Raw genomic sequence first — 15,109 nt, 5'->3', positions numbered from 1 at the left:
ATCAGCTATCAGCTATTAGCTTCTAAATTTATGATTAACTAATGCCCAACATTGCTTCGAGGGTTAGGTAGAGGAGAGAGAAGCCACCGACAAAGAAACCAACTAAAGCGATCGCTGTTACGGGATTTTTGAGAAATGGTCTTAGTTGCTGGAGGAAAAACCAGAAAATGCCCAAAGAAAAGCTAATGAGATAGCGCGGATAGCGAGAAACGTTTTGAATAAAGTCTTGCATTACTTTAAATAAAAAAAGTCTTATATTTTATTCATTATTCAATATTAAACAATTAACAATCAACCTTCTGTAAATGAACTTACTATTTCAGTCTACTCGTCGTCGGTTAGCCTTGTGGTACACCGCAGTAACGGCAGTGTTGCTCTTGTTATTTGCGATCGGCGTATATTTTTATGTCCGCACGACTTTAGTCGATCGCATTGATGACACTTTAAAGCATGTGGTTGAAGTAATTGATCGCTCGTTAGTAATTCAGCCTCTAGCAGAGACAAAGGGTAGATATGGCGTGAATATTGATGCTAGCTTTAATCAGAATGTCGAGCATTTAGAAGACGATCATATTGACTTGGAATGGTTTAATCCTCAGCAACAGCTATTGTGGTCTACTTTTGCCCAGCCGATTGACTACCCTCTTCATCCTAATCGTACTGGTGAGACGGTTTATTTAACGGGCGATCGCATTTTTCGCCAGATTGTACAGAAAGTTGAGTTAGAACATCGGGTTTTAGGCTATTTGCGGGTGAGTCATCCCTGGTTTGAAGTGACCAAGCCGATTCATCAGCTAACCAGGGATCTGATCATTGGTATCAGCCTGATGATTCTTTCCGTGGGTGGAATTGGCTGGTTTTTATCGGGGATTGCGATCGAGCCGATACAGGTATCTTATTCTAGTCTGAAGCAGTTTACCGCCGACGCTTCCCATGAATTACGCAATCCGATTGCTACGATCCAAACCAATGTCCAGATGGCGTTAGCTTATCCAGAAGCCGAACCTCAGCTACAGCAAAGACAATTACAGATTATTGAACGTCTGACTCAAAAATTGGGCAGATTAGTTAATGACTTATTATTTTTAGCCCGTACGGATAGTGGAATCGCCGAACTAGACTGGCAAGCCGTGCCTTTAGATGCCCTTTTAATCGATGTAATTGAAGAACAGCGCATTGCTGCTACTCAAAAGGGATTATTTCTTTCTTTGCGCATTGTCGAACCAGAAAATATGGTCGAAAATCTTGCTAAAAATTTCAATGAGGAAGATATTTTTACCGTTCAAGGCGACTGGGATTACTTATCTCGTTTATTTACTAATCTGATTGCTAATGCGATCGAGCATAGCGAATGGCATGAGACCAAAGAAGCCTCCGTGGAAGTGCAATTAGCCTTAATCAAACCGACAAGCAAATCGATCAGAGTCCGCGAAGCTCATAGTCAATATGAACTAGAGGTTAAAGTTAAAGATAATGGTCAGGGTATCCCCGAAGCAGGATTACCCCATATCTTCGATCGCTTCTATCGTGCCGATCCTGCTCATTCTCCCCAGCGTCAAATAAACACCTCTACAGGTGCGGGTTTAGGACTAGCGATCACCAAAGCCATTGTGGAAAATCATCAGGGAAATATTACTGTAGAAAGCGTCTTAGGACAGGGAACAACTTTCACTATTACCCTTCCCCAAAGTCTTAAGTAATATCAGGTTCGGATGAACAGTTAAATGTTTTAATTTAGGGACTTGGGGACTTGGGGACTTGGGGAATCACTCTATTTAAAGTTATTATCCATACTTGATGTAATACTAAATCTGATTGACAGACAGAGGCAAAGAAATTGTAAACTTGGTATTTCCTGGCAGGGTCATTTTTTCCGCCAGTAGTTGAACAGCAATGCTACCATTATGTTGCTCAATAATTTGCTTGGCGATCGCCAGTCCTAAACCAACTTTGCCCTGTGCGGATTTAGTTGTGAAAAATGGATCGCAGAGTTTATCTAATATTTCTGGATTAATACTTTCTCCTGTATCAATAATCTCCACCATGAGATAGTCTTGCTGCTGGTAAAGATTAATCGTGAGTATGCCATGAGTACCAATTGCTTCGATCGCATTCTGGATCAAATGAAACCAGGCTTGTTGCAGTGCTTCAGGGTAACAGCTAATAGTTGAAACTGGGCTATAGCGTTTAATGATTTGCACTCCAGAGGGTAAATTAGGGGCAAGTAAACTGAGGGCTTTAGCTAGGGTATTTTCTAGATTAGCCAAGCGTTTAGGAGATTTACTGTAGCTATAGTCTGAATAGTCTTCAAAAGCCGAAATTATGTTACTAACTTTAACCGTTGAGTCAGTAATGTGATTAATGTTCTGATGCAGGTTAATAATTAGACAGGCATGATCGAAGATTTCCCAATAGTTTTCACTGGCAAATAGAGGCATAAAGTCTTCTATTTCCTCATTAAAGCCCAGTTCAATTAATGTATCGGCAATTTTAGCTGTTTCTTGAATTTGAAATCTAGCTAACTTAGTTACAAGCTGATTCTTTAACTCTTGTCTTTTGAGATTTGATAGCAGAGGATTAATTTGGTTATTTTGAGACTGTTTTAACAGTGAGGCAAAATATTTTTGCTGTTGAGGAGAAATTTTAGCCAGAAAAATAGGAAGGTTTTCGAGGGTAGCCTGACCAAACTGTCTGATTTGAGCGAGAGTATGGTTAATTTCCGCTATGGGGTTGTCGATCTGCTGGCTAATGCCAGAGGTGATTTTAGCTAAGGCTAGCTGTTTTTGCGACTCAAACTCTTGTTTCTGGCTGGCTTTGAGTTGAATGATAGTTTGTTTCAACTGCTCATTTTTGGCTCTTAACTGTTGTTGGAGGCTTTTGACCACCAGCTGATTTTTAATCCGCATCAACACTTCATGGATCTGAAACGGCTTGTTAATATAGTCAGCACCACCAATCGCAAAAGCCTTAACCTTATCTACCGCTTCATTCCCCGCACTGATAAAAATGATGGGGATGTCTTTAGTTTTAGGATTAGTTTTCAGCTGTTTACAGACCTCATAACCATTAAGGTCAGGCATCATAATATCTAAGAGAATCAGATCGGGCGGATTAATCTCGGCTGCGGAGAGAGCTAACTTACCGTTTGGCACAGGTCTAACTTGGTAGTCATAGTTAGTCAGAAGATCCACCAGCAAATGTAAATTTTGAGGAGTGTCATCCACAATCAGGATGTTGTTCAACTCCTTAGCTGCCATTAATTTTTTCACTCGTTAATTTTCCTGAAATAATGCTAATTAAAAGGTAATAAGTTCAAAATATGCTCGTATTCAAAATTACTAATATGTTGCTCAATTGCCTGAGCTAATAGTTCATTTTCCTGGGCGATCTGCTGAGTAATCTGCTCAATTTTAGCTAGATCAATTGCCATGATCGACTGCTGAAGTTCTAATAATAATTGATTGGATATCTTCTCGAAAGCTTGGTCATTTAAAGTGAGTGGCGGTAAGGGTAAATCTACAGTATTGCTTGCATAGGTATAGCACAAGCCTAAATGCTTCGTCATCATTAATAACAGATCGTCGGTTTTGAATGGTTTGCGTATAAAATCATCACAGCCTAGAGCCATAATACTTACTCGTTCTGTTTCTAGAGCGCTAGCGGTTAATGCAATAATTTTAGTAGTAGAAGTGCGATCGCTTTTAATTATTTCAATTGCCTTTTCGCCATTCAGATGAGGCATCCTCAGATCCATCAAGATCAAATCTGGTTGCCAAGATTGCCAAATAGCGATCGCTTCATCGCCATCAACTGCGGTACAGAGAGCAAAACCCAGTGGCTGAAGTATATTGACTAATAGTTCGCGATTAAGTTCGCGATCGTCCACGATTAAAATTCGCGGTTGGGGTTGATTCGGCGCTAGGGCAATGATTTCTTGAGGAGCAGTTTTTGCTGGGGCAATTTGCTCTAAAGCCACGATTTGCACTTGAATCTTAAAACTAAAAATACTGCCCCGATTGACCACCGATTGCACTTTGAGATCGCCCCCCATCAACTGCACAAATTTACGACTGATGGTTAGTCCCAACCCTGTACCTTCCTGAGCTTTTCTACCTGATTGAGTTTGGCTAAAAGGCTGAAACAGATGTTCTAGTTCTTCAGGTGCAATCCCTTCTCCCGTATCTTCTACCTCAAAAGCTAGTACTGTCGGTTCATCTGGTTTGCTGGCTAAAGTAGGTAAGATCCTGAGAGCAACTCTTCCTTGACTAGTAAACTTGAGCGCATTATTGAGTAAGTTAATTAAAATCTGGCGTAGTTTGCCCTGATCTGCCAAAACATAGCGTGGTGTATCAGGATGAACCATAAAATCTAGCTTTAGATTAGCGTTAGCAGCTTTAAGACTAAACATCTGCTTTAAATCGTTAAGCAAAGCATCAAGATCGAACTGACTAATGGTTAAATCTAATTGCTCTGCCTCCATTTTGGAAAGGTCTAGCACATTGTTAATCAAGGATAGTAAGTGTTCCCCACTACGATTGATAATACCGATCTGTCTTTGTTCTTCCCTGGGTAAAGTTTGATTGCCAGCCATCAATTGCGCAAAACCAATAATGGCGTTGAGGGGAGTTCTCAGTTCATGACTCATATTGGCAATAAAAGTACTCTTAGCCTGGTTAGCTACCTCGGCTTTCTCTTTGGCAGTAGATAATTCAGCCGTACGTTGCTTCACTTTCTGTTCTAACTCGGTGTTAAATTGCTGAAGCTGTTGATGGGAAGCTTCCAGGGAATCTATTACCTGATTATAATGTTTGGCGACATAACCAATTTCTGTAAAAGGTTCTTCAGGAACTCGTAAACTAAGATCTCGCTCAATTGCTTGACGCTCCATGACCCGCAGCATTTCATACACCGCACTTTTAGCATAGTGTTCCGAAATATTTAAGCCACGATCTTCATCAGCTAGAGAAACTCGTAACGGCATCAAACGGTTAATTAGCTGGAGTAAAATCCAAGTCACCCCAAACGCCCACAAACCACAGATGATAATCCCCCATAGCTGTACCAGTAACTGACCAACTGGACTCAATTCAGAATTAAGCGCATCTGGATTGCCCACCAGTGCCACTGCTATAGTCCCCCAAATACCACCCCCCAAATGAACAGGAATAGCATCCACCGCATCATCAATGCGCCAGTAGACTAGCCCAGAGCTGACCAGCAGCATAACTGCGCCTCCTACTGCACCAATGGCGATCGCCACTACGGGATGAACGGCATTACAAACGCCAGTAATAGAAACCAAACCCGCTAGCGAACCATTAATTAAAACTTCAGCCTTATTAGTTTTTAATTTTTGCCAACCAATAAAACCAGTACAGAGCATTCCTGCTGCACCAGCCAGCAGAGTATTGAGGACAGTTAAAGCCACGCTAGTTACTTCAGGAGTCACGCTGCCAGCATTAAAACCCAACCATCCCAGCCAAATCAGCATCACCCCTAAAACTGATAAAGGTAGGTTAGAAGCATAAATTTCCCGAAATTTACTAGAGCTACTAGAGCGATCGAATCTTCCTGTCCTTGGCCCAATAACTAAGATAACTGCCAAAGAAACCCAACCACCGACACTATGAACCACTGTCGCACCAGCAACATCAATAAAACCTAACTGTTCTAAATAGCCAAAACCATCAGTAAAACCGTTACTATGCCAAATCCAATGAGCCACACAAGGATAGATTAAGCCTGAAATGATCGCGGTGACGATTACATAACTGTGAAACTTGAGTCTCTCGGCGCTAGCACCAGAAACGATCGTGGTGGCAGTACTACAAAACATCATTTGGAAGAGGAAAAATACCATTTCCCCAGAGGAAAAAGCTTCAGGATTAAAGAAAAAATGATCCCAGCCAAAAATCCCTGCGATCGAAGTCCCAAAGATGATGCCATAACCCACAGCCCAAAAAAGCAAAATCGAAATACCCAGGTCAAGGAGATTTTTGATTGCCACATTGATACTATTTTTCGCGCGGGTTAACCCCGATTCCAAACACATAAATCCTGGCTGCATCACAAAAACCAGAAAAGTATTAAATATCAACCAAAGAGAGTTAGAGTCGATCGACATTGCTAATTTCAGGAACAAGATGAAATGTTAATTTGATATTCTTCTTTATATCTCTTATATCTGGAATTAATGAAATTTAGTTTTTCTGTAGTTTTTCTGGGCAAGGGAGGGTAAGCCAGTGATAATCATCATGGGTGCTATTTTTTCTTTGAGTATTTGGTTATTTTTATTACTGTTCTGGGGGAATTTTTGGCGTGCAGATTGTCGTCTGGCTAACTCTCAAGGATTAAATGACTACCCCACTGTTTGCGCCGTTGTACCTGCCAGAAATGAGGTCGAAGTAATAGCAGCTAGTTTAACTTCTTTATTAAATCAAGATTACGCTGGTCAGTTTTCTGTTGTCTTAGTGGATGACAATAGTGGCGATCGCACTACCGAAATTGCTCTTTCCACTGCCACTCAACTAGGTAAAAGCGATCGCCTAACAGTAATTGCTGGCAAGCCTCTGGTTACAGGTTGGAAAGGTAAACTCTGGGCAATGCACCAGGGAATTGAATCTGTCTCCACTCCAGCTAATACGCCCGATTATTGGCTGTTTACCGACGCAGACATTCAACACGACTTGCATAATTTGACTCAGCTAGTGACTAAGGCAGAAACAGAAGATTTAGATCTAGTTTCTTTAATGGTTTTGCTGCGCTGTCAGAGTTTTTGGGAAAAATTATTAATTCCCGCCTTTGTCTTCTTTTTTCAAAAGCTTTATCCTTTTGCCTGGGTTAACGATCCCAAGCGATCGATGGCTGCTGCGGCGGGAGGCTGCGTTTTAATTAGTAACGAAGCTTTAACTAAAATTGGTGGTATTGCTAGCATTAAAGATGCGCTCATTGATGACTGTAGCCTGGCTCAAGCTGTAAAATCTACTGGTAAAAATATTTACTTGGGCTTGAGTGAAACTACTATTAGCCTACGTGGGTACGATAATCTCAAAGTAATTTGGGATACTATTGCCCGCACTGCCTATACTCAGCTAAATTATTCTCCTCTACTATTAGCAGGTACTGTAATCGGCATGGTGATAATTTATTTAATTGCCCCGATTAGTATGGCTTGGGGACTAGTCACCAGTAACTGGCTAGGATTTAGCATCTCCACTGTTACCTGGTTGTTAATGATCTGGGCTTATTTACCAACTATCAAACTCTATCAAATATCTCCAGCTTGGGCGGGGTTATTACCAGCGATCGCTTTTCTGTATACTCTGATGACCATTGATTCTGCACTTAAATACTATCAAGGTCAGGGTGGAGCTTGGAAAGGAAGAACTTATGATTGATTAATATATTTCTCAATAATCTCCCTTTCTAAGGGGGGATCAAATATCAAAATATTGATAACCAAGCAAAAGAATTCGTGGGGGCATTTTCATAGTTATCATGCCAGTGATCTTCACACCATTACCTAAATCAAAAATCCGCTGTCGGTTGGTGTTGGTTTCTCGGATTAGCTAAAAAACACAGATTACATTCTCTTCATATACAATGTAGTCTCCAAAATGTATTATCCAAAATGTGAGGATTAGTCTTGAATGCGTGCCTTATTAATTTATCCCGTCTTTCCTCAAACCTTTTGGTCTTATGACAAAATCCTCGAACTAGTCGATCGCAAAGTATTATTGCCCCCTTTGGGAATGCTCACCGTGGCAGCAATTCTGCCTCAAGAATGGGAGTTTAAGCTGGTCGATCGCAATATCAGAGATGTCACGGAAGCGGAATGGGCATGGGCCGATCTGGTCATTTTCTCTGCCATGATCGTGCAGAAACAAGACATGTTGGAGCAAATTGCCGAAGCTAAAAGACGAGATAAATTAGTTGCAGTTGGCGGGCCATATTCTACCTCCTTACCCGATGAACCTAAAGCTGCGGGGGCGGATTTCTTAATTCTAGATGAGGGAGAAATTACATTGCCCTTATTTGTCGAAGCGATCGCCAGGGGAGAAACTAGCGGTACTTTCCGCGCCACTGAAAAGCCTGATGTTACCATCACTCCTATACCTCGTTATGATTTATTAGAGCTTGATGCTTATGATTCGATGTCGGTGCAGTTTTCTCGCGGTTGCCCATTCCAATGTGAATTCTGCGACATTATCGTACTATATGGTCGTAAACCCCGTACTAAAGATCCAGCCCAGCTACTCAAAGAATTAGACTATCTCTATGAACTAGGCTGGCGACGTTCAGTCTTTATGGTGGATGATAATTTTATTGGTAACAAGCGTAATGTTAAGCTCCTCCTCCAAGAATTGAAAACGTGGCAGGAAGCTCATCAATATCCCTTTGACTTTAATACCGAAGCCTCCGTTGATTTAGCTGCGGATGAAGAATTAATGGAGTTAATGGTGCAGTGTAATTTTAATGCTGTCTTCTTGGGGATTGAAACCCCTGATGAATCTAGTCTCCAGTTAACTAAAAAGTTTCAAAATACCCGTAGTTCCCTTGCCGACACGGTAGATAAGATGATTCGGGCGGGATTACGCCCTATGGCTGGGTTTATCATTGGTTTTGACAACGAGAAAAAAGGTGCAGGCACGAGAATTATTAACTTCGTCGAAGAAGCAGCAATTCCCACAGCCATGTTTGGGATGCTGCAAGCCCTACCCTTAACTGCTCTGTGGGAACGTTTAGAAAAGGAAAATCGTTTACGAGACAACACCAGAAAAGACATCAACCAAACTACCTTGATGAATTTTGTGCCGACTCGTCCCATCGAAGATATTGCCCAAGAATACATCGAGACATTTTGGACACTATACGAACCCAAAAGATATCTAGATCGCGTCTATCGCTGCTTTCTCAAACTCGGTACACCTAAACACCAAGCACCTTCGAGTATGCCTACTTGGGTCGATCTCCGAGCCTTGGCAATTGTTGTCTGGCGACAGGGATTTAAACGAGATACTCGCTGGAAGTTTTGGCATCATTTGTTTAGCATCATCCGTCATAACCCTGGTGTTTGGGAACACTATCTAACCATGTGCGCCCACAATGAACACTTCTTGGAATATCGACAAATTGTCCGCGATGAGATTGAAGCACAACTAGCAGAATTCTTGGCTTTAGAGCAAGAATTTAAGCAGACTACTCCTGAAAAGCTCGATGCAGTTGCTTAAGTTAGCACTAAGGCGATCGCATTACTGTTGATTTGAGTTCAAAAGCGATCGCTCTTTTAATCTAATAACCAACCAAATAGCTCACCTAAAGTTAACCGAAACGACTGGGCAAAATCGGGAACGGGTAAAACAGCATTAAGATCCTCAAAAAAAGCAGGTTGCTGTTGTGGATAATAGGCAAAGATAGACTGTTCACTGGGATCGATTAACCATCCCAACTGTGTACCGTTGTCTAAACAGTGCAGAATATTTCGAGTTACTCTGGTATGACTTTGATAAGGGCGCGTCTCCCGAATCGAATTCGGGAGCTTGAGCCGCCCGTCTGGAGATAATATTTCGATTGTCCAATCTGGTGCAGCCTGAAAAGAATCAGCGATCGCTCCATCGCTGTCGCGAGGAATTCTAGCCCAAGTAAATACAGCTACATCAGGTACAGTTGAACGTCCGCCAAAAGTGCATCTTAGTTCTGGGAAAGCACGAGCAGTTTTTGCAGGTTTTAAAGAACCATTAAGAGTAATAATTAGTTCTCCTTGGATTGTGCTGTGTTTTCCTGGTGGCAGAGGTTTTTGAGTTATTTTCCCGTTGATATATTCGCTAGCGGGTTTGGTTTCTGGTAAGGCAAGAAACTCATCTAGGGTGATTGGTTTTGCTGGTGTTTGTACCATGATTTATAGCCGTACAAAATTAGATTAGGACATTAATAGTAATTGGCTTGTAAGTAGGAAATAGGAAATAGGAAGTAGGAAGTAATATTTCAAAGATGTCCTAACGCTGTTACGTAGGACTATAATTCCAAGATTGAATTCAAAATGTCTCAATACTCAGTTATATTTTAATCGATCGCCTAACTCCTCGATTTTGCTCTGGCGATCGCACTTGAATATAAGACAATTAAAACAATTAAGACAACTTGGATAAAAAGCCCAGAAGCTTCTTAGTTTTCTCGGTTAATAAAGTTCGACGATAAGCATCGGCAGCCTGTTTAATAGCTGCTGCTTGGGTAGGGTAAGGATGAATGACAGTTGAGAGCTTACTTAAACCCATCCCGCCAATCATCGCCGTGGTAATTTCGCTAATCATTTCGCCAGCATGACGCGCCACAATGGTAGCCCCAAGAATTTCGTCTGAGCCTTGCTTGTGGAGAATTTTGAGCAAGCCTTCTGTTTCGCCGTCTGCTAAAGCGCGATCGACATCCTCAAAATCGATTGTAATTGTCTTGCAGTCAATACCTTTTGCTTGTGCCTCGTCTTCATACATGCCAACATGGGCAATTTCAGGATCGGTAAAGGTTACCCAGGGCATAACTAGATCGCTGAGTTTTGATTGATTTAAGCCAAAGGGTGAAAACAAGGTATTTTTAATCACAATTCGGGCTGCTGCATCTGCTGCATGGGTATACTTCCAGTTCATGCAGATATCCCCTGCACCATAGATTTTTGAGTTGCTGGTTTGCAGATAATCGTTAACCTTAACTCCTTTTCTAGCATCATATTCAACCCCGACAGCTTCTAAATTGAGACTCTCGACATTAGGTTGTCTGCCTGCACCGACCAAGATTTCCTCAACGACAAGAGATTCCGAACCGCGATCATCGCTAATCAAGTTGATTACCTTACCTTCAGGGTTTTGAGAGACACTTTCTATTTGGCAGTTTAAGACTAAACGAATACCCTCCTTAATTAATCCCTGCTGGACGATCTCCGCTGCATCGATGTCTTCTTTATCAAGTACATGAGAACCCTTGTGAAACAAAGTTACTTCGCTGCCTAAGCGCTGGAAAGCCTGAGCCAATTCACAACCAATCGGGCCTCCACCAATCACTGCTAGTTTCTTTGGTAAGCTAGTTAAAGAGAAAACGCTTTCATTAGTTAAATAACCAGTTTCTTCGATACCTCTAATCTTTGGTTGAACAGCACGCGCACCAGAGGCAATGACCGCCTTTTTAAACTTCAGATCTTGCCCGCCAACGGTAATAGTATCCTTATTTTTAAATCTAGCCTCACCAAAAAATACATCAACCCCTGCTTTTTTGGCAGCTACTGCTGAATCTATCGGACTAATCTTAGTTCTGATCTGACGCATTCTTGCCATCACGGCAGGAAAATCGATCGCAATATGTTCTGGTGGTTGCACTCCATAAGGCAAGGCTGAGCGCATTTGTGCCGCCACGCGAGAAGACCGAATTAAACACTTAGAAGGAACACAGCCAACATTCAAACAGTCCCCCCCCAGCAAATTTTTTTCAATCATGGCTACCTTTAGCCCAATACCCAAACCTGCTGCACCTTTCGCCGTAACGAGTCCTGCTGTACCAGCACCAATAACTACTAAATCATAATAGTCGGCAGGAGTTGGATTTATCCAGTCAGGAGGATGAACATTTGCCAGTAATTCCTGGTTATATTCATCCCAGGGTTCAATTGTCACCGCATGATTTTGATTATTCATAAGAGTCTATAATTTTGTAGTCATCAGTAATCAGTAATCAGTAATTAATAGGATCAATCGATTCATCCAGTGCTTTACGAGCAATTTTAGTGACATACAGAGTTACGGCTACAGTAGCAATCAAGCCAATAATTCTAATTGCCCATTGCGCCACAGGATTAGCATTAGTATCTGTGTCGCTCCCAATCGTGGCAATGCTGCCTGCTAAAGAGCCAATGTACACATACATGATTGTGCCAGGAATCATACCAACGGAAGCTAACACATAGTCCTTGAGAGCTACTCCTGTAACTCCTAAACCGTAATTTAAGAGATTGAAGGGAAATACGGGAGATAGTCGCGTTAACAAGACAATCTTAAAGCCTTCTTGACCGACAGCGCGATCGATCGCACTAAATTTCGGATTTCCTGCAATTTTCTGCGAGATCCAGCCTCTAGCTAGATAGCGACCAACTAAAAAGGCGAGAGTCGCACCAACAGTTGCACCTACAAATACATAAAGCGAACCTTGAATAATGCCAAATAATACCCCAGCACCCAGAGTAAGCACTGAACCAGGGAGAAAAGCTACAGTGGCAATGATATAAATAAAAATAAAAGCGATCGGCGCGATCGCACCCAAATCATTAACCCACTGGAGAGCGTTGCGTAATAGTTCTTGAAGGTTAAATCCACTATTAGCCACTGTCTCTGCTTGGACTGGTGCAGCCAGCAAAATCATCCCAACTAAGACTAGCACTAAGACTGGGACTATTATTTTTAAATGCTGATTGCTGCTCATAATTTGTGACCATAATTATTCTTCTAATGTATAGCCTTAGGTAAAAACATTAGGATATCTTTGAAATACTATTTCCTATTTCCTATTTCCTATTTCCTACTTCTTACTTCCTACTTCCTACTCTTTTAGATTACAAAAGGCTCGATCGCATATTCATGCCACTGACGTTGATGCCATTCCGCTACTAAAGGATTAACAGTAAACTTGGGTTTGTTACCTGCCTGGACATCAATCCGCAAAAAAGAATAAGGACGTTTATGATTTCGGCGACTACCATTTCGTCCCACATATAGACGTGATTGACCAATAGGTTGCGAGTTTAAATCGGCATCTTGATAAAGTACTGTACCTTCTTCCCTTTGACGGCGTAAGCTATGACCACTACCACCACAGACAATCCAGTCAATATTAGAATCGGCATGTCCTGTATCTTTGGTCTGAAGATGTTCTAGACAGTGAGCGTGTCCCGATAAGACTAGATCGACAATGGAGCGTCCTTCAGGCAATGCACCTATTTCCGCTGCTGCTTCATTAAATGCTTGACGTAGGCGATCGCGTACTGCCAAAGTCTGTCCCTGATCCCACTTGGTAGCTTCGGTAACGTAAGGAGGATGATGGAACAAGACGACTCTTCCCCGAACATTTTCGTCTTGCCAAGATGTAACTAAACTAGACTTAAACCAATTCAGCTGTTCCCAATCGGTCATTTGTTGCTGTTGATTGAGCTGTTTTTCAATATCTCTCTGGCTTTCGGCAATATGTTCTAGTTTGGCATAATAGTCATCGATCTGTTCGGCATCATCACTATCATCAGGATTTAGTTGGTCAATTGCGTTTTGAATTTTCTGTTCTTGTTCTGTCAATTGACTTTGACGAATTAGCAGCTGTTCTCGTCGATTATCACCCTCTTCTGTGTCAGGAATTGCTAGAGGATCGTTAAAAGTGTTGGAATCTAGGGCAAAAAAGTCGATCCCGCCATAGCGAAAAGTATAATATCGGTTGGGTAAACGAGTAAATTTTTCTGGCTGATATTGTAGACAGCGATCGCCTGTATGTTTGGCCGTGTAATATTTGTCTAGGTGTTGATTGAGATTACCTAAATTGATTTCAGCTAAATAATCAAGAAATGCCCTAGCATAAGCATCTCCTTGATTGGAGCCATGCCACCCCACATCTAAATCAATTCGTCCCCGCAGCAACCGACGAGGTAACCAGGTAGCCTGTACCAAAACACCGTAGATCAGAGGCAGGTCGTAATAGTCATGATTGCCTGGAACTAGAAAAAAAGGCTTTTTAAAAGTTAGACGATCGTAAGCAAGCTGTTTTGGTTTTTCTCCTCCCACTAAAAATTCTCGATAGGGAGAGATGAAATTTTGCTGATAATATTCTTTCGACCCTACTTGATAAACAACGTCCCCTGTATGCAGCACGAAACGAGATTCTTCTTGTAGCATCATCTCGGCTATCTTACGTTGAGGTTCATATCTAAGATGAGACCCAGAGCCACTATCGCCAATTACCAGAAAGGAAAAATTGGGATTATCAGTATCTGCATCATCAATAACTAATTTAGTTTGAGCGATCGCTTTGTCTGAGATTAACTTTTCTTGCCAGCACACCCGACGTTTCATTTGAGCGATCTTTACTGCAATATCAGGATCAGAGACGAACTTCATCTAATCTAATTTTTAAATAGTATTTGTATTTTCTCAAGCCTAAGCTTTTCGCTAGAGTTATCTTATTTTGTACAGGTTATACATAAACTAGCATTTAATATCCGTACAAAGTTAGATTAAGACATTAAATAGTAATCGGCGCGTAAGATGGAAGTAGGAAATAGGAAATAGGAAATGTCCTAACGTTAGCTGTTTTTGCCTAATAGATCTAAAAAATTAGACATCTAAAATTAGACATCTATAGGATTAAGCTGCATCATTTGCCAGGTCACAAATGTTCCTATAGGACTCCAGAACAAATAGGGAACTAGTAGCCACAATGCATTATTCGAGATAGGTTGCACGATCACCGCCAATATTGCTCCCAGAAAAAATCCAGTGCCGCCAATAATTGTGCCAATCTTGAGGCTACGAGATTTACACATCACAACGGTATAGAGCGATATCGCTGTTTCCACTACTATATAGAAACCCATTATTAACCATGTAGAGACACTACCAGGATCGGCTTCCCAAACATTGTAGGCTGACCATGCTCCACAGATGAAAACCACCGTCCAAATAACAGGAATTGCCCCTTCAAAGGTTAGCCAGTCAGGACGGCGCAAGCGTTTAAACCAGCGAAAATCTCTGCTAGAAATAAAGCGGTTACAGGTAAAGGGAATAGCTAGGGTAATAAGTCCAATTGCCAGCCAAGAAGGAATCATCATGATTGGTGTTGAGATGAGAGGTGATTTAACAGTTTAAGATTACTCATGGCAATTTTAAGTGCTAAACAATATACAACACATCATAGTTTCATATTGATCGACTACATCTCTTCTCCCTTAAGATATAAATTATCAGTAATATATTAGCCAGTAAAACTCAAGCTGATTTTGAATAAATTTTTTAAAAAAGCTACACTAAATTGTGAATTAATCAGGAATGTTATTATGGGTAGATTTGTCTGATATCTACTATTACCTTTTTAC

At 41.4% G+C, this 15,109-nt stretch carries 11 protein-coding genes; 3 read left to right on the top strand and 8 right to left on the bottom strand.

The features are described 5' to 3' along the window. Positions 1-34 precede the first annotated feature (34 nt). Positions 35-232 (bottom strand): DUF751 family protein, encoded by a 198-nt coding sequence (locus KME09_00750; GenBank protein MBW4532445.1) that lies wholly within the window; start codon positions 230-232, stop codon positions 35-37. 73 nt (positions 233-305) lie between these two features. Here KME09_00750 and KME09_00745 point away from each other — a divergent pair, with 73 nt between their 5' ends. Then, positions 306-1,700 carry a HAMP domain-containing histidine kinase gene (locus tag KME09_00745; protein ID MBW4532444.1) on the top strand — a complete coding sequence of 465 codons (1,395 nt, stop codon included), beginning with the start codon at positions 306-308 and terminating at the stop codon, positions 1,698-1,700. 105 nt (positions 1,701-1,805) lie between these two features. On the opposite strand, the gene KME09_00740 is transcribed toward KME09_00745, so the two are convergent. Further along, positions 1,806-3,269: a response regulator gene (locus tag KME09_00740; protein MBW4532443.1), complete on the bottom strand. Its 1,464-nt coding sequence runs from the start codon at positions 3,267-3,269 to the stop codon at positions 1,806-1,808. 23 nt (positions 3,270-3,292) lie between these two features. Next, complete coding sequence (amt, locus tag KME09_00735) at positions 3,293-6,124, bottom strand: ammonium transporter (protein ID MBW4532442.1); 2,832 nt, start codon at positions 6,122-6,124, stop codon at positions 3,293-3,295. A gap of 130 nt (positions 6,125-6,254) precedes the next feature. Between amt and KME09_00730 the strand changes: the two genes are divergently transcribed. Both KME09_00730 and KME09_00725 read left to right on the top strand, forming a co-directional pair. Beyond that, entirely contained in the window at positions 6,255-7,397 is a 1,143-nt protein-coding gene (locus KME09_00730; GenBank protein ID MBW4532441.1) for a glycosyltransferase, read from the top strand. A 252-nt stretch (positions 7,398-7,649) separates the two neighbouring features. Beyond that, a complete protein-coding gene (locus KME09_00725; GenBank protein ID MBW4532440.1) occupies positions 7,650-9,230 on the top strand; it encodes a B12-binding domain-containing radical SAM protein in 1,581 nt (526 codons plus the stop codon). A 56-nt stretch (positions 9,231-9,286) separates the two neighbouring features. Here KME09_00725 and KME09_00720 read toward each other — a convergent pair whose 3' ends face one another. From KME09_00720 to KME09_00700, 5 genes are all read right to left on the bottom strand, one after another. Continuing rightward, positions 9,287-9,895, bottom strand: a complete 609-nt coding sequence (locus KME09_00720; protein ID MBW4532439.1) for a Uma2 family endonuclease — start codon at positions 9,893-9,895, stop codon at positions 9,287-9,289. A 235-nt stretch (positions 9,896-10,130) separates the two neighbouring features. After that, the gene (locus KME09_00715; GenBank protein ID MBW4532438.1) at positions 10,131-11,678 is read right to left on the bottom strand and encodes a mercuric reductase; all 1,548 of its coding nucleotides are present in this window, start codon (positions 11,676-11,678) and stop codon (positions 10,131-10,133) included. A gap of 37 nt (positions 11,679-11,715) precedes the next feature. Next, a complete protein-coding gene (locus KME09_00710) occupies positions 11,716-12,459 on the bottom strand; it encodes a TVP38/TMEM64 family protein (protein ID MBW4532437.1) in 744 nt (247 codons plus the stop codon). Between the two features lie 125 nt (positions 12,460-12,584). Beyond that, the gene (locus KME09_00705; GenBank protein ID MBW4532436.1) at positions 12,585-14,135 is read right to left on the bottom strand and encodes a metallophosphoesterase; all 1,551 of its coding nucleotides are present in this window, start codon (positions 14,133-14,135) and stop codon (positions 12,585-12,587) included. Between the two features lie 230 nt (positions 14,136-14,365). Continuing rightward, positions 14,366-14,842, bottom strand: a complete 477-nt coding sequence (locus KME09_00700; protein ID MBW4532435.1) for a TspO/MBR family protein — start codon at positions 14,840-14,842, stop codon at positions 14,366-14,368. Positions 14,843-15,109 lie beyond the last annotated feature (267 nt).

Source organism: Pleurocapsa minor HA4230-MV1, assembly GCA_019359095.1.
In the GTDB taxonomy this organism is placed as follows: Bacteria; Cyanobacteriota; Cyanobacteriia; order Cyanobacteriales; family Xenococcaceae; genus Waterburya; species Waterburya minor.
Note: the sequence above shows the minus strand (reverse complement) of the source record. Positions and strands in the feature narration are given on the sequence as shown.

Excerpts from the sequence above, each read along its gene's own strand:
- KME09_00730 (MBW4532441.1), top strand. The coding sequence starts at position 6,255 with ATGGGTGCTATTTTTTCTTTGAGTATTTGGTTATTTTTATTACTGTTC.
- KME09_00710 (MBW4532437.1), bottom strand. The coding sequence starts at position 12,459 with ATGAGCAGCAATCAGCATTTAAAAATAATAGTCCCAGTCTTAGTGCTA.
- KME09_00715 (MBW4532438.1), bottom strand. The coding sequence starts at position 11,678 with ATGAATAATCAAAATCATGCGGTGACAATTGAACCCTGGGATGAATAT.
- KME09_00745 (MBW4532444.1), top strand. The coding sequence starts at position 306 with ATGAACTTACTATTTCAGTCTACTCGTCGTCGGTTAGCCTTGTGGTAC.
- KME09_00700 (MBW4532435.1), bottom strand. The coding sequence starts at position 14,842 with ATGATTCCTTCTTGGCTGGCAATTGGACTTATTACCCTAGCTATTCCC.
- KME09_00720 (MBW4532439.1), bottom strand. The coding sequence starts at position 9,895 with ATGGTACAAACACCAGCAAAACCAATCACCCTAGATGAGTTTCTTGCC.
- KME09_00705 (MBW4532436.1), bottom strand. The coding sequence starts at position 14,135 with ATGAAGTTCGTCTCTGATCCTGATATTGCAGTAAAGATCGCTCAAATG.
- KME09_00725 (MBW4532440.1), top strand. The coding sequence starts at position 7,650 with ATGCGTGCCTTATTAATTTATCCCGTCTTTCCTCAAACCTTTTGGTCT.
- amt (MBW4532442.1), bottom strand. The coding sequence starts at position 6,124 with ATGTCGATCGACTCTAACTCTCTTTGGTTGATATTTAATACTTTTCTG.
- KME09_00750 (MBW4532445.1), bottom strand. The coding sequence starts at position 232 with ATGCAAGACTTTATTCAAAACGTTTCTCGCTATCCGCGCTATCTCATT.